18 protein-coding genes and 1 pseudogene are annotated in these 20,809 nt (G+C 68.3%); 11 read left to right on the top strand and 8 right to left on the bottom strand.

What is annotated here, in order from left to right:
* Positions 1-2 precede the first annotated feature (2 nt).
* The 5 genes from G6N58_RS28885 to G6N58_RS28865 are packed head-to-tail and all read right to left on the bottom strand — an operon-like array spanning position 3 to position 4,479.
* Complete coding sequence (locus G6N58_RS28885; protein ID WP_115280487.1) at positions 3-959, bottom strand: aldo/keto reductase; 957 nt, start codon at positions 957-959, stop codon at positions 3-5.
* Positions 959-1,795 (bottom strand): ATP-binding cassette domain-containing protein, encoded by an 837-nt coding sequence (locus G6N58_RS28880; RefSeq protein WP_115280488.1) that lies wholly within the window; start codon positions 1,793-1,795, stop codon positions 959-961. Before G6N58_RS28880 ends, G6N58_RS28885 begins: the two co-directional genes overlap by 1 nt.
* On the bottom strand, positions 1,792-2,604 hold the full coding sequence (locus tag G6N58_RS28875; protein ID WP_115280489.1) for an ABC transporter ATP-binding protein: 813 nt from the start codon (positions 2,602-2,604) through the stop codon (positions 1,792-1,794). Before G6N58_RS28875 ends, G6N58_RS28880 begins: the two co-directional genes overlap by 4 nt.
* Position 2,605: 1 nt before the next feature.
* Positions 2,606-3,547, bottom strand: a complete 942-nt coding sequence (locus G6N58_RS28870) for an ABC transporter permease (protein ID WP_115280490.1) — start codon at positions 3,545-3,547, stop codon at positions 2,606-2,608.
* Positions 3,544-4,479: an ABC transporter permease gene (locus G6N58_RS28865; RefSeq protein ID WP_068920016.1), complete on the bottom strand. Its 936-nt coding sequence runs from the start codon at positions 4,477-4,479 to the stop codon at positions 3,544-3,546. The genes G6N58_RS28870 and G6N58_RS28865 overlap by 4 nt, the downstream gene beginning before the upstream one ends.
* Before the next feature lie 388 nt (positions 4,480-4,867).
* On the opposite strand from G6N58_RS28865, the gene G6N58_RS28860 reads away from it, so the two are divergent.
* The 10 genes and pseudogenes from G6N58_RS28860 to G6N58_RS28815 all read left to right on the top strand — a co-directional run bounded on the left by G6N58_RS28860 (position 4,868) and on the right by G6N58_RS28815 (position 15,522).
* The gene (locus tag G6N58_RS28860) at positions 4,868-6,409 is read left to right on the top strand and encodes an ABC transporter substrate-binding protein (RefSeq protein WP_435406178.1); all 1,542 of its coding nucleotides are present in this window, start codon (positions 4,868-4,870) and stop codon (positions 6,407-6,409) included.
* Positions 6,406-7,620 (top strand): sialidase family protein, encoded by a 1,215-nt coding sequence (locus G6N58_RS28855; RefSeq protein ID WP_115280492.1) that lies wholly within the window; start codon positions 6,406-6,408, stop codon positions 7,618-7,620. The genes G6N58_RS28860 and G6N58_RS28855 overlap by 4 nt, the downstream gene beginning before the upstream one ends.
* Complete coding sequence (locus G6N58_RS28850) at positions 7,617-8,288, top strand: SDR family NAD(P)-dependent oxidoreductase (RefSeq protein ID WP_115280493.1); 672 nt, start codon at positions 7,617-7,619, stop codon at positions 8,286-8,288. Before G6N58_RS28855 ends, G6N58_RS28850 begins: the two co-directional genes overlap by 4 nt.
* Positions 8,285-10,465: a 4-hydroxythreonine-4-phosphate dehydrogenase PdxA gene (pdxA, locus tag G6N58_RS28845; protein WP_115280494.1), complete on the top strand. Its 2,181-nt coding sequence runs from the start codon at positions 8,285-8,287 to the stop codon at positions 10,463-10,465. The genes G6N58_RS28850 and pdxA overlap by 4 nt, the downstream gene beginning before the upstream one ends.
* Before the next feature lie 9 nt (positions 10,466-10,474).
* A complete protein-coding gene (locus tag G6N58_RS28840; protein WP_115280495.1) occupies positions 10,475-11,260 on the top strand; it encodes a DeoR/GlpR family DNA-binding transcription regulator in 786 nt (261 codons plus the stop codon).
* Between the two features lie 131 nt (positions 11,261-11,391).
* Entirely contained in the window at positions 11,392-13,053 is a 1,662-nt protein-coding gene (locus G6N58_RS28835) for a TNT domain-containing protein (RefSeq protein ID WP_115280496.1), read from the top strand.
* A 58-nt stretch (positions 13,054-13,111) separates the two neighbouring features.
* Positions 13,112-13,444, top strand: coding sequence for an Imm63 family immunity protein (locus tag G6N58_RS28830; protein WP_115281973.1), 333 nt, complete (start codon positions 13,112-13,114; stop codon positions 13,442-13,444).
* Positions 13,445-13,585: 141 nt separating this feature from the next.
* Positions 13,586-14,005, top strand: coding sequence for an Imm63 family immunity protein (locus G6N58_RS28825; RefSeq protein ID WP_115280497.1), 420 nt, complete (start codon positions 13,586-13,588; stop codon positions 14,003-14,005).
* A 118-nt stretch (positions 14,006-14,123) separates the two neighbouring features.
* A pseudogene (locus tag G6N58_RS31270) lies at positions 14,124-14,372 on the top strand (SIMPL domain-containing protein); the annotation flags it as partial.
* Positions 14,373-14,562: 190 nt separating this feature from the next.
* The gene (locus G6N58_RS28815; RefSeq protein ID WP_115280499.1) at positions 14,563-15,522 is read left to right on the top strand and encodes a metallophosphoesterase; all 960 of its coding nucleotides are present in this window, start codon (positions 14,563-14,565) and stop codon (positions 15,520-15,522) included.
* Here the strand turns inward: G6N58_RS28815 and G6N58_RS28810 are convergent, their stop codons facing one another.
* A complete protein-coding gene (locus G6N58_RS28810) occupies positions 15,523-16,428 on the bottom strand; it encodes an MBL fold metallo-hydrolase (RefSeq protein WP_115281974.1) in 906 nt (301 codons plus the stop codon).
* A 159-nt stretch (positions 16,429-16,587) separates the two neighbouring features.
* On the opposite strand from G6N58_RS28810, the gene G6N58_RS28805 reads away from it, so the two are divergent.
* Positions 16,588-17,160, top strand: a complete 573-nt coding sequence (locus G6N58_RS28805; RefSeq protein WP_115280500.1) for a sigma-70 family RNA polymerase sigma factor — start codon at positions 16,588-16,590, stop codon at positions 17,158-17,160.
* Position 17,161: 1 nt separating this feature from the next.
* On the opposite strand, the gene G6N58_RS28800 is transcribed toward G6N58_RS28805, so the two are convergent.
* Both G6N58_RS28800 and G6N58_RS28795 read right to left on the bottom strand, forming a co-directional pair.
* On the bottom strand, positions 17,162-19,969 hold the full coding sequence (locus G6N58_RS28800) for a helix-turn-helix transcriptional regulator (RefSeq protein ID WP_115280501.1): 2,808 nt from the start codon (positions 19,967-19,969) through the stop codon (positions 17,162-17,164).
* A gap of 62 nt (positions 19,970-20,031) precedes the next feature.
* Positions 20,032-20,790 (bottom strand): SDR family oxidoreductase, encoded by a 759-nt coding sequence (locus G6N58_RS28795; RefSeq protein WP_115280502.1) that lies wholly within the window; start codon positions 20,788-20,790, stop codon positions 20,032-20,034.
* Between the last annotated feature and the right edge of the window lie 19 nt (positions 20,791-20,809).

Genomic DNA, 20,809 nt, shown 5'->3' with positions numbered 1-20,809 from the left:
TCCTAGCGGTTGTAGTTCGGCATGGTGCCACGCAGCGCGGCACCGATGTCGTCACACTCGGCCACCAGGTCGGCGTCCAGCGGTCCGGCGTTGATGGCGGCGATGTTGTTCTCCAGGTGGCTCACCTTGGATCCGCCCAGCAGCAGCGGGCCGGCCACCGGCTTGCTGACCAGCCACCGCAGCGCCAGTTCGGTCATCGGCAGCCCGGCCTTGTCGGCCAGGACCGCCAGCTGGGACAGGGCGTCGAAAACGGTGGTGTTCCAATAGCGTTGCTTGTACATCGCCGCCAGCCGGGAGTCGCCGAAGCGGCCCTCGGCGGGGTCGGCGTCGAAGCTGTGCCTGCCGGTGAGCAGCCCGCCCCCCAGCGGGTTGTACACCATGGTGATCAGCCCGGTGACGGCGGCGAATTCGGCGTACTCGTCTTCGATGCGGCGGGCCAGCAGGTTGTAGACCTGCTGGGCCACCACCGGCCGGGGTGCGCCCACCTGGTCGGCCAGGTGATTGATCTCGGCGATCTGCCAGGCGGCGTAGTTGGACACCCCGAGCGCGCCGATCTTGCCCTCCTCCACCAGTTGCGCAACGGTGGAAAGGGTTTCGTGCAGCGGGGTGGCGCGGTCGGGCTGGTGCAGGTAGAACAGGTCCACCCGTTCGGTGTCCAGGCGGCGCAGGCTGCCCTCGACGCTGGCGCGTAACCCGACCGGCGACAGCGGTGCATGGCCGTCGGCGTCCGGGTGGGGGATCCCGGCCTTGGTGGCGACGGTGACCTGATCGCGACGGCCCCGCAGCACGTCGGCCAGGATCCGTTCGGCCTCGCCGCCGGCGTAGCCGTTGGCGGTGTCGATGTGGGTGATGCCGGCGGCCAGGGCGGCGTCCACCATCTGGGCGGCGACGTCGGCGGTGACCGTGTCTCCGAAGGTCATGGTGCCCAGAACCGGGCGGGTGAAGTCGAGCTCGGGCATCAGGCTGCTCCTTGGACTGCGGTGGTCAGGCGCGACACCACGTCGCGCGGTTTGATTCCGGTCATGGTGGTGGGATCCAGCGCCGCGGCCCGCAGCGCCACGGTGTACGGCTGGCTGGGGTGCGTCAGAACCTGTGCGGTGGAACCGGATTCGACAATACCGCCGGAACGCATGACCACGATGGTATCGCTGATCTCGCGGACCACCCCGAGGTTGTGGGAGATGAAGACGTAGGTCAGGCCGGTGTCGCGTTTGATGTCGCGCAGCAGGTCGAGCACCTGGGCCTGCACCGACACGTCGAGGGCGCTGGTGGCCTCGTCGCACACCAGCAGCTCCGGCTCGCTGGCCAGGGCGCGGGCGATGCCGATGCGCTGGCGCTGGCCGCCGGAGAACTCGGCCGGCTTGCGGCGCAGCGCGCTGCTGGGTAGGCCCACCTGGTCGATCAGCTTCGCCGCCCGGGCCTCGCGGTCGCGCCGGCTGCGCACCCCGCGCAGCCGCAGCGGTTCGGCCACGATGTCGACGGCGTTGAGGTGGGGGTCCAGCGAGCCGTAGGGGTCCTGGAACACCATCTGGATGCGGGAGCGGAACGGGCGCAGTTTGCGTTCCGACATCGCGGCGATGTCCACACCGTCGATGCAGATCGTGCCCGACGCCGGGCGCACCAACCGCACGATGGCCTTGGCCAGAGTGGACTTGCCGCAGCCGGATTCGCCCACCACGGCCAGGCAGGCGCCGCGTTCGACGCTCAGGCTCACCGAATCCAGCGCCCGGAACACCCCGCCGGGCACCGGGTACTCGACCACCAGATCCTCGATGCTTAGCAATGGTTCGCTCATGCCGGTACCTCCATGCCGGTGGGGACGTCGAGCCGCGGCACGGCGTCGAGAAGTCGCTTGCTGTAGGCGGTCTGGGGGTTGCCCAGCAGGCTCTCGGCGCAGCCGCCTTCGACGAAGCGGCCGTCTTTCATCACGAAGATGCGGTCCGACATCAGCCGGGCCACGCCGAGGTCGTGGGTGATCAGCAGCATCGCGACGCCGGTGCGTTCCTGCAGTTCGAGCAGCAGGTCCAGGATGCTGGCCTGCACGGTGACGTCGAGGGCGCTGGTGGGTTCGTCGGCGACGATCAGTTCAGGGCCGGCGGCCAGTGCGGCGGCGATCAGGACGCGCTGCAGCATGCCGCCGGAGAGCTGGTGGGGGTATTTGGTGAGTTGTTCGGCCGGGCGCGGAATGTGCACCTGGTCCAGCAGTTCCACGGCGCGCTGGCGCTGGGCGGCGCGGCCGGAGACGCCGCTGTGGCGCACCGCGTCGCGCAGTTGGGCGCCGATGGTGTGCACCGGGCTCAGCGCGGTCATCGGGTCCTGGGGGATCAGGGCGATGTGGCGGCCGCGGACTTTGCGCAGCGCGGCGTCGTTGCCCAGGATGTCGGTGTCCTTGAAGCGGGCGCTGCCGGAGAGCACGGCCAGGTCGGCGGGCAGCAGTCCGAGGATGCCCATGGCGGTGGTGGACTTTCCGGAGCCGGACTCACCGATGATCGTCACGGTCTCGCCGGCATCGATGCTGAACGACACTCCGTCGACCGCGCGGACCACACCTCGAGTGGTGATCAGCTCGATCTGCAGTTCGTCGACGTGCAGCAGGTTACCCATCTCAGGCCTCCTTCGTGCGCAGGGAGAACAGTTTTCGCAGACCGCCGCCCTGGCCGTCGCGCAGGCCGTCGCCGAGCAGGTTGACGCCCACCACCAGCAGGGCGATCACCAGACCAGGCAGGGTCACCAGCCACCACGAGGTGGTCACGTAGTCCTGGCCGTCGGAGATGATGCGGCCCCAGGTGGCGAAGGGGCGTTGTGGGCCCGCGCCGAGGTAGCTCAGGGCGCTTTCCAGCAGCACCGCCTGGGCCAGCAGCAGCAGCACCACCAGCGAGACCTGCTTGACGATGTTGGGGATGATGTGGCGCAACAGGATGCCGGCGTGCCCGAGGCCCAGCACATGGGCAGCCGCGATGTAGGGCTTCTCGCGTTCCACCAGCGTCAAAGACCGTGTGAGGCGCGCTATCTCGGGCCACTGGGCAATGGCGATGACGAAGGTGATGACGGGGATGGACGGACCGAACAGGGCGACCACCAACAGCAGCATCATCAGCAGCGGCAGCGAGAGCTGTGCTTCCAGCAGGCGGCTGACGGCGGTGTCGATCCAGCCGCCGCGGTAGCCGGCCAGCGCACCCAGGGTCAGGCCGATCAGCCCGGACACGAGCACCGCCAGCAGGCCGATGGCCAGGGACACCTGGCCGCCGTAGAGCACGCGGGCCAGCAGGTCGCGGCCCAGCTGATCGGTACCGAACAGGTGGCCGTCGGTCAGCGGCGGGAGCCGTCGGGCGGCCAGGTTGGTGGCATCGGGGGAGGGCAGCGGCAGGATCCGTGCCAGGGCCACCGGTGCCACCACGATCAGCACGGCGATGGTGCCCACCCAGACCTTGATGCGGCTGTCGCGGCGGCGTCGAGTGGCGCCGGCGCGGGCGATGTCGCGTTCGGTGACCGCCGAGGGCCGCGGCTGGGCCGGGGGATCGATGACGGTGGTTGCCGGAGTGGTCATTTCGAGCGTCCTTTTCCGAGCCGCACGCGCGGGTCGAGCAGGGGGTAGCAGAGGTCGACGAGCAACTGGACCAGGATGGCCAGCACGGCGGTGACCAGGACGGTGGCCTGGATCAGGGGGTAGTCGCGGGTCTCGAGCGCCCGCACCACCAGGGAACCGACGCCGGGCCAGGCGAACACCACCTCGACCACCACCACGCCGTTGAGCATGGAGGCGAAGCGGGTGCCCAGGGCGGTCAGCACCGGGATCGCGGAGTTGCGCAGCGAATAGCGCCAGATCAGTTCGCGCTCGGAGACGCCGCGGGCGCGCCCGACGGTGATGTAGGGCGACAGGAACGCCCCGACCATCTCGCGGCGCACCATCCGGGAGATCAGCGCCACCTGCAGCACGGCGATGGTGACCGTCGGCAGGATCAGGCTGGACCAGGTGGTGAACCCGGCCGGCGGCAGCACCGGGATCAGCACGGCGAACACGGTGATCAGCATCAGGCCGGTCCAGAAGTCCGGCATGGATTGCCCGGCGATGGTGACGGCGTTGGCGGCCAGCTCGCGGCGGGTGTCGGCGCGCCGGGCCATCCAGACGCCCAGCGGGATCGCGACCAGGGTGGTGAGCAGGATCGCCGAGACGGCCAAGGTGATGGTGTAGGGCAGCCGCGAGAGCACCACGTCGAACGCCGGGGCCTGGAACGAGTACGACGTGCCCAGGTCCAGGTGCAGCAGACCCTGCAGGTATTTGAGGTACTGCACGAACACCGACTGGTCCAGGCCCATGTCGGTGCGGATGCGGGCCAGGTCCTCGGTGCTGGCCAGCGGCCCGGCCAGTGAGTAGGCCGGATCACCCGGCGCCATCCGGATCAGGACGAAGACGGTGGTCAGGGTCAGGAACACCGTCAGCACGCTCTGCCCGAGGCGGCGCAGGATGTAGCGCGGCATCGGGCCCACCAGTCTGCTGAGAACACCGCGCTGGGTGGTGGCCGCGGGGGCCGAGGACGCCGGCATGGGCGCCAGGAGCTGGTCGGCCACGTCAGTCACCGGCCTCGTGAAGAACCTGTGTGGTCATCATCGACCCTTCTGATCTGCAGCGGCACTCCACGCGTGGTGGACGCCGACTGACGAAAGGTTTGTCGTCCAGATCACAATGACATTGATGCGCGTAATGCGCAAGATGCAAATCCAATATTGCGTGTTGTGCGCAGAACGGTTATGGTCTGTGTGGCAGCAGTCACAGGCTCACTGGTTTCTGGTGACCGCGCCACCCGCCACTACTCGGAGGTCGACGATGACCGAGTCGCCACTCGATCGACGCTTTACCCGCAGGTCGATGCTGCGCTCCAGCCTGCTGCTCGGCGCCGGCATGGCCCTGGCGCCCGTCGTGGCGTCCTGCGCCACGCCCACCGGCCGCCCCGGGCCCAACGCGATCAGCCTGGGCCTCAACCGCGCACTGAACACGTTGGACAACAAGCTTCTTCAGTACGACGCCGCGCTCACTGTGCAGCGCGCCGTGCGCCAGGCCCTCACCGAGATCACCACCGACCTCACCCCGCGGCTGGTGCTGGCCGACGAGTTCCGCCTCGTCGAGCCCACCCGCTGGTTCGTCCACCTGCGCCCCGGCATCCGCTACTCCGACGGCAGCGCGGTGCAGGTGCAGGACGTGGCCACCGCCCTGTCGATGTACCAACAGGTCGACGGATCGTTCGTGGCCGGCTTCTTCCCCGAGTGGCCGACGGTGGAGCCCCTCGACGCCAACAGCTTCTTCCTCAACACCACCCGCCCGGTGCCGGTGCTCGACTACCTGATGTCGAACATCCTCATCACCCCGGCGGCGGCCAACAAGCCCGAAGACCTCTCCGGCGGTGTCGGCACCGGGCCCTACATCGTCACCGCCTCCGACCGCGGCTCGGGCACTTACTCGCTGGCGCGCAACGAGAACTACTGGGGCACAGCACCCCACGTGGAGCAGGTGCAGGTGCGCTTCATGCCCGACGAGTCCAGCCGCGTGGTCGCCCTGCGGAGCGGCGAGCTCGACGTCATCGACTCCATCACCCCCGACTCCACCGACCAGATCGAGGGACTCAACGGCGTCGCCGTCCAGCACACCGACGGGGTGCGGCTGAACCAGCTGTTCTACAACTTCCGCAAGCCGGCCGGGCACCCGTTGGCCGACGCCCGCGTCCGCCGAGCCCTGACCTATGCCATCGACGGGCAGTCGCTGATCGACAATGTGATGCAGGGTTCGGCCACCGCCTCGCGCGGCGTCATCCCGTTGAGCCTGGCCGGTGCCATCGAAACCGGGAGCTACACCTTCGACCCTGATCGCACCAAGTCGGAGTTGCGTTCCCTGGGCCTGGAGGATCTGCGTGTCAAGATCATCTGGGAGAGCGGGGAATTCGCCGCCGACACCGACATCATGGAATCGGTGCTGCAGATGCTCTCGGCGGCCGGCGTGGGCGCCACCCTGCAGCAGTTCGAACCCGGCGGCGACATCGCGCAGTGGCGCCAGGGCAAGGCCGGCGACTGGGACATCCTGGGCAACGGCTACCCCAGCCCCACCGGCCTGGCGCTGACCATCCTGCAGGGCATGTACGCCGGCACCCCGGAGAAGGAAGAGACCCGCGACACCTACCACGGCTACCTGTTCCCGGAGATCACCGCGATCATCACCCAGGCCTCCGAGGAGGTGGAACCCGCCCGCCGCGATGCGCTCTTGGCTGATGCGCAGCGCCGCATCTGGGACACCTGCCCCATGCTGTGGTCCTTCGTCCCCAAGGCCGTGCTCGGCCGGCGCACCCGCATCGACGGAATCGACCTGCGCCCCACCAACTCCTACGACCTGGCTGCTGTGACCCTGAACGGAAACTCATGACCACCACCGCGGACACCTCCACCCTGCACACCGACGGTGTGCTGCGCCCGCACGACGAGCCCGGCCGTCGCGAAACCCTGTTGCCGCCCCCGCACATCCAGAACCACGCCGCCAACCTCACCGTGCTGCCCGACGGCGCGCTGGCGTGCGTGTGGTTCTCCGGCACCCAGGAGGGTGTCGCCGACATCAGCGTGTGGTTCTCCCGCCTGGACCCGGGCGCCGACACCTGGACCACCCCGCAGCAGCTCTCCGATGACAACACCCGCTCCGAGCAGAACCCCGTGCTCTACGTCCACGGCGGCGACGAGGTGTGGCTGATGTGGACCTCCCAGCACGCCGGCAACCAGGACACCGCCCGGGTGCAGCGCCGGATCTCCCTCGACGGCGGCCGCAGCTTCGGCCCCACCCACACCCTGATCCCGGCCACCGACGAGGCCGGGGTGTTCATTCGGCAACCCCCGGTAAAGCTGCGCAGCGGACGCCTGCTGCTGCCGATCTTCTACTGCGTGCGGGTGCCCGGCGAAAAGTGGGTGGGCAACCGCGATTACAGCGCCGTGCTGCTCTCCGACGACGGCGGCGCCACCTGGTCCGAGGTTGCGGTGCCCGAGAGCACCGGCTGTGTGCACATGAACATCGGTCGGCTCTCCGACGGCACCCTGGTGGCGCTGTTCCGCAGCCGCTGGGCCGATGCGATCTACCGCAGCGTGTCCACCGACGACGGGCAGAGCTGGTCGGCGCCCCAGCCCACCGAACTGCCCAACAACAACTCCTCCATCCAGTTCGTGGTGCTGCCCGAGGACCGGCTGGCCCTGGTGTTCAACCATTCCAGTGCCGCCGACGCCACCGCGCGCCGGCTCTCGCTGTACGACGAGATCGACGACGACGGCATCGCCGACGGCCCCGCACCCGACGGTGCAGCGCCGGTGGTGGTGGACACCGGCGAGCGCACCGCCTTCTGGGGCGCGCCCCGCGCGCCGATGACGCTGGCGTTCTCCGACGACGGCGGCCTCACCTGGCCGTGGCGACGCACCATCGAAGACGGCGACGGGTACTGCCTGTCCAACAACTCCCGCGACGCGCTGAACCGCGAACTGTCCTACCCGTCGATCTGCTGTGATGGCGACCGGCTCCATGTCGCCTTTACCCGCTTCCGCCAGGCCATCGAATACGTTGCCCTGGAGCCCGACTGGCTGCGCGGGGCCACACCATGAAAGCGGTCGTCACCGGCGCCAGCTCCGGCATCGGCGCCGCCATCACCACCCGGCTGCTGGCAGACGGGTGGGACGTCCTCGGGCTGAGCCGCCGCGACCCCGGCATCGCCGCCGACGGCTTCCGGTGGGTGGCAGCCGACATGACCGAGTTCGATTCGCTCGCGGCAGAACTCAGCACAGTCGAGTCGGTGGACGCCCTGGTGCATGCCGCCGGTCTGCAGTTCAGCGCACCCCTGGGCCACCTCGACCCCGAGCACAGCGCCCAGATGTGGCGCGTGCACGTCGGCGCCGCCGAGGTGCTGGCCAACGCCCTGGCACCCCGGATCACCGACGGCGGACGCATCGTCCTGCTCGGCAGCCGCACCATGACCGGCAGTGCCGGCAAGAGCCAGTACGCCGCCACCAAGGCGGCACTGGCGGGGCTGGCCCGTTCCTGGGCCGCCGAACTGGTGACCCGTGGGGTGACGGTCAACGTGGTGGCCCCCGGCCCGACCGACACCCCGATGCTGGCCGACCCCAACCGCACCCACACCCCGCCGAAGATGCCGCCGATGGGCCGCCTCATCGACGCCGACGAGGTGGCCGGGCTGGTCGCATTCCTGCTCGGTCCCGACGCCCGCAGCATCACCGGCCAAGTGCTCACGCAGTGTGCGGGGATGTCACTGTGAACGCCGGGATCACCATCTTCGCCGACGACCTCTCCGGGGCCGCCGAGACCGCCTCGGCGTTCCTCGGCCGAGGTGGTGCCGTGCTGGAACTCCGCGCCCACCAGGGCGTCTCACACCCGGTGGCCGTGGTGGACCTGGACTCCCGCGGCATGGACGCGCACGCCGCCGAATGTGTGCTGCGCACGGCGCTCGAGGCGGTGCCATCTGGTCGGCCGGTGATGCACAAGATCGACTCGCTGCTGCGCGGCCACGTCGGCGTCATCGTCGACACCCTGGCCGCCCGCGGTCCGGTGATTGTCGCCGCCGGACTGCCCGCGCTGAGCCGGACCATGCGCGATGGGGTGCTCTACGTCAACGGGATCCCGTTACCGGACACCACGTTGTGGCACCTGGAAGACCGGCCCGCGCCGCACAGCGTCACCGACCTGATCCACCGCCCCAGCGCACTGTGCTCCTCACCGCTGGAAGTGCTCGACGCGCTCGAGGCCGGGCTGGTGGCCGTGTGCAATGTCGCTGACGATGCCGACCTCGATGCCGCGGTGGCCGTGGCTGCCACAGTCGCAGGCGCCCAGTTGGTCGGCACCGCTGCCCTGGGCGCCGCGCTGGCGCGCACCTTTCCGATGGTTCCGCAACCGGCGTCACCGACCGTCGGCGTCGGCCCCGTGCTGACGGTGGTGGGCTCGGCCGCCCCGAACGCGCCCGCCCAGGTGGCCGCGCTCCTCGATCGTGGGGCCGTGCAGGTCGCCCTCGACGCTGATCGCCTGCTGGCCGGGAGCATCGACAGTGAGTGTGTCGCCACGCTTCTCGGCGGTGACGAGCACGTCGTCGTCGCCATCGTCGGATCCGTCCCCGTCGCACACCAGCGGGCCCTGTCCACCGCGCTCGGCCGTTTCATCGCCCAGGTGGACCGCTCCGTGTCACACAACCCCGATCTGGTTCTCACCGGGGGAGAGACCGCGCGAGCGGTTGTCGATGCCCTCGGGGTTCACACCTTGTGCCCCGTGGACACCGTGCATCACGGCGCCGTCGTCAGCACCGCGTCTGACGGCCGCCGAATCGTCACCCGCCCCGGCAGTTTCGGTGAACGCACCAGCCTCGCCGACATCGCCGCGTATCTGGCATCGCCGCCGGAGCGTGACACCGCTATCACCAGTCAGGAGACACCCACCATGACCACTCGTCCCATTGTTGCCATCACCATGGGCGACGGCGCCGGCATCGGCCCCGAGGTGATCGTGCCCGCCGTGCTGGACCAGGCCACGCTGAGCCGGTGTGTGCCCGTTGTCATCGGTGACGCCAAGCGGCTGGCCCAGGCCGCCGAACTGCTCGGCATCTCCTGCGACATCGTGACCGTCGAGTCCGTGGCCGACGCCGACACGGTGCTCGGCCGGATCAATGTGATCGATCTGGATCTGCTGCCCGCCGACCTGCCGTGGGGAGAGCTGTCCGCCGTCGCAGGGAACGCCGCCTACGAATACATCCGCGTGGCCGCCGAACTCGCCACCCGCGGTGAGGTGCAGGCCATCTGCACCGCGCCGCTGAACAAGGAGGCGCTGCACGCCGCCGGGCACATCTTCCCCGGGCACACCGAGCTGCTGGCGCATCTGACCGGCACCGAGGAGGTGTCGATGATGCTCTCGACGCCCAAGCTCAAGGTCATTCACGTCACCACCCACATCGGCCTGATCGATGCGGTGGCCAAGATCGAGCCCGGGCTGGTGGAGCGCACGGTGCGCCGCGGCCATGAGGCGCTGGTGCGCTCGGGCATCCCGAACCCGAAGATCGGGCTGTGCGGTATCAACCCGCACGCCGGCGAGGGCGGGCTGTTCGGGTACGGCGAGGAGGACCAGAAGATCGTGCCCGCGGTGGCCGCGCTGGTGGCCGACGGCATCGATGCGCACGGCCCGCTGCCCGCCGACACCGCGTTCTTCCTGGCCGGCCGTGGTGATTACGACCTGATCGTCGCGATGTACCACGACCAGGGCCACGGCCCGGTGAAGGTGCTGGGCATCGAGGCCGGGGTGAACATCACGGTGGGGCTGCCCGTGATCCGGACCTCGGTGGACCACGGCACCGCCTTCGACATCGCCGGTAAGGGCATTGCCGAAGCGGGTAGCATGATCGAAGCTCTACGGCAGGCCACTGAACTGGCCACCAGCACAACTGTTCTCAATTAGGAGAAGTTGATGCCCCCACGGGGTTCCACAGCGCGGCGCGCCGAGATCGTCCGGCTGGCGCGTTCCACGGGGCTGACCAACGTCGAGGAACTCTCGGTTCAGTTCGGCGTCACGGCGTCTACCATCCGCCGGGACCTGAGCATGCTGACCGATCAGGGGTTGATCGCCCGCACCTACGGCGGTGCCATCGCGCTGGAGCGGCACCCCGAATCGTCGCTGCGCCAGCGCGCTCAGCAGGGCTTCGACGCCAAGCACGCGATCGCGCGGTGGGCCGCCAGCCAGGTGCGCCCGGGTGAGACCATCCTGCTGGACGCCGGCACCACCGTGGGGGCGATGGGGGAGTACCTGGGCCGGGTGCCCGGACTGACTGTCGTCACCTCGGGCCTGACCACACTGGAGGCGCTGGCCGACGCCAACGACGTGCGGGTGGAATGCATCGGCGGCACCCTGCGGCATCTGAGTCAGGGCTTCGTTGGGCCCATTGCCGAGGCCACCCTGGAGCGGCTGACCTTCGACCGCGCGTTCCTGGGTGCCGACGCCGTGACCGCTGAGTTCGGCATCTGCGAAGCAGAATTGGAGCAGACCCGGCTCAAAGAGCTGATGATGCAACGCAGTTCGGAGCTATACGTGCTGGCGCACGCCGACAAGCTGGGCCGGCGCCCCTTCCACGCGTGGGCGCCGATCCCGCCCGGGGCGACGCTGGTGACCGACAGTGCTGCGACGGATGACGATGTGCTGCCGTTCGAGAAGGCGGAGATCACTGTGGTGCGGGTTGAGGGTGGGGGCATCACGTAGGCATGGTCGGCGCCGCGGCCGGGTGACTACCGCTACCTTGCCGATGCTGCTAAGTATGTGGGTGGAGGAGCAGAACGGGGGGAGTGATCGCTGTGAAGAGTGGATCCGCTGAGATATAGCGGCTGCGTGCGATGACCCTGACTTTTGCCGATATCGAGCGTTGGAATGCGGGTGACGTCCGCGAGGTTTTCCACGCTGCCACCAGCCGTGCTCAAGCGGTGCAGGACGCTGCAAACGGCTTGGCAACACTGCCCGCCTTTACCACCTGGGGCGGTGAAGCAGCCGAAGCGGCGAAGGAAGCGATCGGGAAGACCCGTGACGATCTGGATGCGCACGGCAGAGAGGCCCTGGCAGTTGCGAACGCGGCCCGCAGCGCGGCCGATGAGATCGAACGCATCAGGTCAGACTTGGCGACCTTGAAGGCGGACGCCGCCTCGCTGGGCATGGAGATCGACCCGATATCAGGGCAAGTGGTGGCCGGTCCCGGCTTCAGCGGTAACCCGATGGAGCTGTTGCTCAAGCAGGAGCAGCTTCAGTCGAGAGTCGACAAGCTGATCGGTGAGGCCAACTTGGTTGATGCCGCGCTTGCCAACGCCATTGACATGGCGGGCGGCATTGTTCCCATCGCCGCACCGTCCGCTGCGCAAGGACCAAATCTGGACGACCTACTTGGATCCCTGACCGGCGAGAGTGCTGCTGGCAATCCCATCGACGGCCGTGACCCCGCAGTCAGTCAGCCTTCAGAAGTCTCTACGCCGGCGGGCTCCGATGTTCCGTCGGATGGCCCCCTTGAGCCGACCAACTTGGGGGAGCTGTTAGGCGCGCCTCCATCGGCCGCTGTGCCGGTTCCGCTGAACCCTCGAGCGGTCGACGAATTCAAGTCAGTGGCCCGTGAAGTCATGAAACGCGACGGTGTGCCTGCAGACCAGATCGAGCGGCGGCTGAACGAGATGGTCATGCGCGCACAACAGCCACTACCTCAGGCGAAGCCGCCTGAACCCGGCGGCATGCCCGCTCCTGGCTTCGCCGAGGGCTTCGGCGACCGCTGGTTTGCGACCGAGCAACTGTTGAAGAACCTGACCGGGCAAGAGGGCGTGGACGCGCTCAAAGAGTCATGGTCGGGCCTCGTCCATGGCCTCAATGAGACGATCACCGATCCTGTCGGCACCGCTGTTGGAGAGGTCCAGAACGCATTGAACTCGCCCAGCGCCGCGCACTACCTCGGTGAGAAGACCTTCGACGTCGGCGCGTCCGCAGCCACCCTGCCGTTCGGTGGTGAGTTCGCAGCGGTGCGGGCTGGGCTGCCGGCGGAGCTCGTTACCCCCGGCGGCGCACCCGCCGCTGTTCTGCGAGGCTGGGATCCGACGGGTGGCCTGCCTGCGGCGGATTTCGAGTCGTTGTTCGGCACACCAGCATCGCGCATCTGGCCAGACAACAACGGGTTCCCCTCCGAGTACGTCCCGCAGCCTGCTCAGCTGTCGGAGGGAACCATCATCGACCGGTTTGGCTCCGAGTACGGTCGATACCTCGCACCAGACGGCACTCCTTTCGCGGACCGGGCCCTCACGCCGGAATCGGTCGGAGGGGATTACAACCGCTATCTGGTGACAGGGCAGCCACTTCCGCCCGGCTGGCAGATCCTGCAAGGACCTGTCGAACCGTGGTTCGGACAAACTCCGGCGCCGAATTCGACGCAGTACATGATCGTTGGCCCCGACGGTGTGAGAGTAAGCGTCGCAGAGCTGGTTGATAGGGGTATTCTCGACAGGTATGGGCCACCCCTTGGACGCTGAACTGAGTGAACTTCAAGGCGAAATCAACCGCCTGGCTAACGATCTCGGTGCTCGACCGGTGCCAGTTGGCTCACGGACGAACGATGGTCTCAACATCTACGTCGCTGAAGATGGGAGCTATCACTACTCGTTCTACGAACGTGGCCAGATCAACTTCGACCTGGTTGGCGATCTTGATGACGTCTTGTACTGGTACTGCAAAGGGGTGGTCAGAGACCGGGCCGCGGGGCAGTTCGGGGACCGCGCGGAGCGCTTCAAGTATGAGTTCGAAGTACTCAGTAAGTTTGACCCGGAGTGGGCCAGGCGACGAATCCGCGAGTTGGCGCAGACTTTTCGAGATGGTCAGCCCCAGGATCTTGCTCTCTTGCCGGATATCGGCGAACCCATTTGACGTCCGCCGGTTGAGTTCTTGGCCGCGGGTCGCGCATCGGCGAAGCAAGGGCGCTGAGTGTCTGTTTTGAGGGTTGGCAGATCGTTGAGGGTCCCGGGGCCAAACCTACTGTCAGCGAACTCATCAAGAGAGAATTGCCCCGTGACGACGGCCCACCCCTCGGGCGATAAGTCCGGGGAGCTTCAGGCAAGTCTCGACCGGATCTCGGAACGACTGGGCTTGCACTCAATGCCCGTCGGTATGCGGACCAACGACGGACTCAACATCTACGTCGATGACGACGGGTTGTATCACTTTGCCTACTTCGAACGGGGAAAGCTTGGTTTTGACCGCGTCGGAGACCTCGATGATGTCTTGTACTGGTACTGCGAGGGCATCGTCAGCACTCAGGCGTCCAGGCACATCGGAGACCGAAAGCAGAGCTTCCTGTACCAGTACGAGGTGCTGAGCAAATTCAGTCCCGAGTGGGCGAAACGTCAGGTGCGTGAGTTAGCAGCGATGTTCCGGAATGGTCAGCCGGAAGGTATTGCCCTTCTGCCTGACATCGGCGAACCCCTATAGCTGGCTCCTCCGGAAAGCGTCACGATCGGAACGGAGTGCCAGATGAGCGAGCTGCTGGAGTTCTTCCTGAAGTGACCCAGCAGTCACCCGGTGGTCCGCGGGTCACCTTCGCACCTGGTCGCGGCCCTGGAATCAGGACGGCGAGCAACTCCCGCTGGTGCACCACGCGAGTGTCGACGTCGAGGTGGAATTCCGGGACTTCGCGGCGTTGTCTGCCTGGGTCAGTGAGCAGGTCGCCAGTACCGAGGGGTTCCACGCCACGAACGTCCGGTGGACCTTGACGGCAGAGCGACAGGGTCTGGAAATGGAGCGGGTTCGAACGAGCGCCGTCCGCGACGCTCTCAACCGTGCCAGGTCCTACGCGACTGAGCTCGGGCTTGCGGACACACCGGCAAGTTCGAACGCTCCCGGGAACGGCTCTACGTCGGATTGTCCCGGGCGCGTGACCAACTGGTGGTGTGCGGAGACCCGGAGTTCATCCGCGAGGTGGGTGGACCGGACCTGGCGAGGAGGCTGACTCTTCCCGCTGAGCTTCTGGATCCTGAGACAATTAGCCGGTGACCGGTTACGACATCATCGGCGACGTCCACGGTTGCGCCGACGACCTCGAGCGACTACTCCACCAGCTCGGGTATGCGCCTGATGCGGGTGGCGCGTTCCGGCATCCCCGGCGCAGCCTGATCTTCGTCGGCGATCTGATCGACCGTGGGCCGGGTCAGCTGCGGGTGCTGGAGATCGTCAAGACCACCGTCGACGCCGGCGCCGCGCTGGTGACCCTCGGTAACCACGAGTTCAACGCGATGGCGTTCGACGCGGAGTGGCCGGCCGGCAGCGGCCGTCCGCTGCGTCCGCATTCGGCCAAGAACACCCAGCAGCACGCCGCGTTCCTGGACCAGGTGCCGCCGCCGCAGCGCGCCGATTACCTCAGCTGGTTCCGAACGCTGCCGGTGTGGCTGGACCTCGGCGATCTGCGGGTGGTGCACGCCTGCTGGCATCCCGCCTCGATCCAGGTGGTCGAACGCGAAGTGGGCGGTGCTCGGTTCACCAGCACCGAGCAGATCGCGCACGCCTGCGATCCGGCGCACCCGCTGTACGCCGCGATCGAGACGCTGCTCAAAGGTCCCGAGCTGGATTTGCGGCCCTACGGCCTGCCGCCGTACCTCGACAAGGGCAACCACAGCCGCGAGCAGGCCCGGTTGCGGTGGTGGGTCGAGGACGCCGTCTCGGTGGCGGAGCTGGCGATGATCGAGCCCACCTTCACCACCCGAGACGGTTCCCCGTACCCGGAGCTGCCCGATGTCGAGGTGCCGGCCGCCGATCGCAACTTCGTCTACACCGGGCACGTGCCGGTGTTCTTCGGTCACTACTGGCGCCGCGGCGCCCCCGAAGAACGGCTCGACTGGAGCGCCAACGCCGCGTGTCTGGACTTCAGCGTTGCCAAGGGCGGCGCGTTGACCGCCTACCGCTGGTCGGGCGAAACGCAGATCGACGCAGGCAATTTCGTGCAGCTCACCTAGTCAGTGATCCCAGACCGTCGGCACGAACCGGAACGTGTTGCCCGACAACGCGACATGGCACACCGATGGGAACGGCAGGTGGGTGGCCACCAGCTGCTCGCCGCTGGCCGCCAGTTCGTGCAGCAGCTTGATCCGGACCCGTGTGGACTCCTCCGGATCGTGCTCGAAGCCGTTCTGCCAGTCCGGGTTCTCGAAGCCCGGCTGAAACACCGCATCACCGGCGAAGGTCAGGGCCTCGCCTCGGGACTCGATCCGCACGATGCTGTGACCGGGGGTGTGACCGCCGGTGCGGCGCAGCAGCACACCGGGGGCCACCTCGTACTCGGTCTCGAACGGCCGCAGCTGGTTGCGGTAGACGTCGAGGAACTGCGCGGCCGTCGAGCGCAGCACCTCGGGGATCGGTGCCGGCATCACGGTCTTGGAGAAGTCCGGCGCCTCCCAGAACTCCGCCTCCGCGGCCGCCAGATGCACCCGCAGGTCCGGGCGCAGCCGGCCCCGCAGGCCGTCGACCAGCAGGCCGCCGATGTGGTCCATGTGCAGGTGGGTCAGCACCACGTCGGTCACCGACGCGGGATCGATCCCGGCGCCCTCCAACCGCAACGCCAACTGCCCGGCCCGCGGGAAGTCCGGGAACTCGGTGCCCAGCCCGGAGTCGATCAGGATGGTCTGGGAACCGCTGCGCACCACGGCGACGTTCAGCGGCCAATCCAGCACCTCCGGCGGCAGGTACATGTCCCGCAGCCACGCCGACAGGGCCGCCGGTGGGGCGTTGGTGGCCATCGTGACCGCCGTGATGGGTAGTACGCCGTCGCTGATCACCAGCACGTCGATGTCGCCGACCTGCAAGGCGTAGCGCGACGGCGTCGACTCGACGACACCGGGTTGGGACAGGTTGACCACGCTCATGTTCATCTCCTCAGTGGGCTTCCAGACGGCCGCGCCGCCCTACCCGCTATGACCGGACAGCGGCCCCGGGTGTGACACCACCACGTAGCCGGCACCACGTGAGGACGACTACGTGGTTACGAGGGCTCGCCCGAGCTCGCGGAAGATGATTCTGATCACATGACTTCCACTCTCACCACCCAGTTCGAGCAGGACGTACTTCCGTTGCGCAGCACCCTGTTACGCGGGGCGAAGCGGCTCACCCTCAATGACGCGGACGCCGAGGACCTCCTGCAGGAGACGCTGCTCTCGGCCTACCGTGGCTTCGCCACCTTCACACCGGGCACCAATGTCCAAGCCTGGCTGTTCCGGATCATGCAGAACCGCTGGATCAACAATCACCGTCGCGCCCAGTGCCGCCCCGCCGAGGTGGCCCTGGACTCGGTGACCGACACCGAGCTGGCCGCGGGCACGGACCGGACCGCGAACCCGGCTTCGCCGGAGCGGGATGTGTTGGACACGCTCCCGGACAACGGAATACGAGCAGCCATGCTCGCCTTGCCGGAACCGCAGCGCCTGGTGATGTACTACGCGCACGTCGAAGGATATGCCTACGCCGAGATCGCCGAGATGCTCGACATCCCGATCGGCACCGTGATGTCACGGATGTTCCGCGCGCGCAAAAGACTGCGGATGGCGCTGGCAGACAGAGCACCGGGACGCACCGGCGGCACTGCCGCTGCTGCGGCGTGACTCAGCCGGCCCACGACAGGGTGCGCAGCTGCCTGCGTGAGGTGATGCCGAGCTTGACGAACACCTTGCGCAGGTGCCAGTCGACGGTGTGCGCACTGATGAACAACTGCGCGGCGATCTCCTGATTGGTCAGGCCCGTCCCGGCCAGCCGCGCGATCTGGGTCTCCTGCGCCGTCAGGTGCTCCCCGGCCGCCACCGGGTGCTTCTGCACCTTCTGCCCCGCGGGGACGAGCTCGCGCCGGGCCCGGTCCTGGAAACCCTGGGCCCCGAAGCGGGTGAACATGTCATGCGCGAGCGTGAGGTGGTGGCGCGCGTCGTTGCGCCGGTGCGCGCGGCGCAACCACTCGCCGTAGCGCAGGTGGGCGCGGGCCAGGTGCACGCCCACCCGGGCGCGGCCGAGATGTTTGATGCCGGCGCGGAACAGCGCGTCATCGCCGGTGATCAATGCCCGCGCTCCGGCCACCGTGCCGCGTGCCCAACCGGTTTCAGTGTTGACGGTGCGCTGCTCGAGTTGCGTCAGCGCCCACTGGGCCCGCTCCAGCTCCCCGGTGTAGACGGCCGCCTCGATCAGCTCGGTGAGGCTCCACCCGAAGAGGCCGAGGTCCTCGTACTCACATGCCACCTCGGCCGCGGCCAGCGCCTCCTCGTACCGTGCGCAACCGTTGTGCAGTACCGCGGTGGCATAGGAGGTCAAGCCCAGCAACCGGCCTTCGCCGCGGGCGGTACCGTCGGCTGCCGCGGCGTCGATCACGCGGGAGGCGGTGTCGTCCCCACGCCAGGCGGCCAGCAGGACGGTCTGATAGCGGATCGGCGCCGGGTATTTCGTTGATTCAGTGATGGCATGCGCCTCGTCCAACAGGATGGCGGCCTCGGTGAACTCACCGTCGAGCAGATGTGGTCCGGCCCGGTAGGCCAGCGTCTCGGGGAGCATGGCCAGCGCACCGGTGTCGCGGGCCCGACGCATCACTGCCGCAGCGAGACGCGCCACGATCGCCTCGTCCCACAACTTGTAGGCCGCGGTTTCCTGCACCACCGGGAATCCGGGCACCATCCACCGCGACAGCTGCCGGTCCCGGCCGTCGGCCTGGGTGCTCATCAATGCGAGCGCCTGCGCCAGCGGGGCCGTGCCCTCGGTGATGCGTTGGGTCATGACGTTCATCAGCGCGGCCACCGACAGCGACGACGCCGGCATCCTGTGGTGGGCATCCTGCGCGGCAGCCGCGATCTCGGCCACCGAGCCGGGGTTGCCCAGCCGACCGGCGAACATCGCGGCGGCCAAGGCCTCCAGATAGGTCTCCCGCGCGGTGTAGTCGTCGAGAGCCTCGAATTGTGCTGCAGTATCCAGTAGTTGAGCAGCGGTATCGGCCAGTGGGGTTGCGGATATGTCGCCGCCGCGGCGCCGGACGAACTGCATCTGGCCGTGTAACCGGGCGGCCTGCGCCTGGTGCAGCGCCGGCAGTCGGTGCAGTTCCGCGACGGCCAGCAGCTCATGAGCCTCGGTGGGGGCGGCGGCGTCCCGTTTGGCCCGGGCGGCCGCCAGCGCCCGGGCGGCGCGGCGGCTGGGATCAGCGGTCAGTGCGGCCGCGCGTTCCAGGAATGCCGCGGCAGCCGCGACCCCGCCGCGGGCCTGGGCCCGGCCCGCGGATTCCTCGAGCAGGGCGGCCACCGCGTCGTCGGGTCCGGCGGCGGCGCTGGCGAGATGCCACGCCCGCCGGTCGGGATCGGTCTCCGGGTCGGTGGCGTCGGCCAGCGCACTGTGCACCGTCCGGCGGGCGCTGAGATCGGCACCCCGGTAGGCCGCGGACCGCACCAGCGGATGCCGGAACCTCACCCGCGGACCCAACTCGATCACACCGGCCGACTCGGCGGGAGCCAGCATGTCGATCGGGATGCCGAGACCCGCTGCGGCGCGGATCAGCACCGCCGCATCACCCACGGGTTCGGCTGCGGCGGCCAACAGCAGTCGCTGAGTCTGGCTGGGCAGGTTGCGGATTCGAGCCAGATAGCTCTGCTCGATGCGTCCGGCCAGCTGCGGCGTGCCGGTCTGGCCAAATCCGGCCGCGAGTTCGGTCGCGGTCAGGATGCGGGGGAGTTCCAGCAGAGCCAGGGGATTGCCGCGCGTCTCGGCGATCAGGCGGTCGCGTACCGCAGCGTCGACGGGGCCGACGATCACGTCGTCGAGCAGGCGCCGGGCCTCGGCGTCGCTGAGCCCGCCGACGTGTAGTTCGGCCAGCCCGCGCAGCGGTTCGGCACCCTCGTCGCGGGCGGCGAACACCAGCGCCACCGGTTCGGCCGCCAACCGGCGCGCCACAAAAGCCAGTGTCTGGACCGTCACCTGGTCCAGCCACTGGGCATCGTCGATGACACACAGCACCGGTGCGTCGACCGCCGCGACGGCCAACAGCGTCAGCAGCGCCAAACCCACCAGGAACCGATCCGGCGCCGCACCGGTGCCGCGGCCGAATGCCACTGTCAGCGCGGTGTGTTGGGGTTCGGGGAGGTCGGGCAGATGACCCAGCAGTGGGATGCACAGCTGGTGTAGCCCGGCGTAGGCGAGTTCCATGTCGGACTCGACACCCGCGACCCGCGTGATGGTGACGTCGTCCGCCTCGGACATCAGCTGCGCCAGCAGCGCGGTTTTACCGACGCCCGGTTCGCCGCGCAGGACCAGCGCCTGAGCCGAACCCGACCGGGCGCCGGCGAGCACCTCCTCCAGCTCCCGCATCTCGGCGGCGCGCCCGCGCAAGTCATGCGGGGTGGGGCCCCGCTTGCGTGACAGCCGTGGCTTGGTTCCCCAGGGGTAGCTCATCACGTCCTCCGCATTGCCGGCCTCAGCAAGGAAGACAGCGCAGCGGGGGTTTCTGTGACAGGTCAGTCGCCGGTGGCAGCGGTCTCCAGCAGCCACTCCTCGAACAGGGTGTCGAACAGCACGGCTTCCCCCTGCGGTACCAGCGCGTCGTCGTCCAACTGTGCTCCCCAGTACCCGGCTGACGGATCGGTGATCACGGTGCGGTGATCACCGCGGGCGGTCAACGCGGTGCGTACCAGGTCGTCCAGCCCGTAGACCCGCGGGCCGGCGATGTCGATGGTGCGGCTCAACGGGTCGTTGACCGCGGCGATGGCGAGCGCCTCGGCGACGTCCGCGGCGGCGATGGGCCGGATGAGGATGTGCGGCAACCGGACTGTTGCGCCGTCGGTCGAGGCGTCGGTGAGGGCCCGGATGAACTCGAAGAACTGCGTGGCGCGCACGATCGAGAACGGCGTGTCAGCGGCGGCGATCCTGTTCTCCTGCTGGACTTTCGCCGTGAAGTAGTCGATCTTGCGTGCCAGTGCATCGGTGTTGACCACCGACAGCGCCACATGGTGTTGCACGCCGGCTTTCTTCTCGGCGGCCAGCAGATTGCGGGTGGATGCCTCGAAGAACTCGACGGCGCTGCCGTCGAGCGACGGGGAGTTACTCACATCGATCACCACCTGCGCGCCGTCGAGTGCGCGGTCCAGACCGAGACCGGTGACCGTGTCGACCCCCGTGGACGGCGACGCTGCGACCACCTGGTGGCCGAGCTCGGTCAGGTGGCGCAACACTCGGGACCCGATCAGTCCGGTGCCTCCGATGACGACGATGTTCATGATGAAGCCTTCTGGTCTT

This window comes from Mycolicibacterium tokaiense (genome assembly GCF_010725885.1).
Taxonomy (GTDB): domain Bacteria; phylum Actinomycetota; class Actinomycetes; order Mycobacteriales; family Mycobacteriaceae; genus Mycobacterium; species Mycobacterium tokaiense.
The sequence above is the reverse complement of the archived record's forward strand: the minus strand, read 5'-3'. Positions and strand labels throughout refer to the sequence as shown.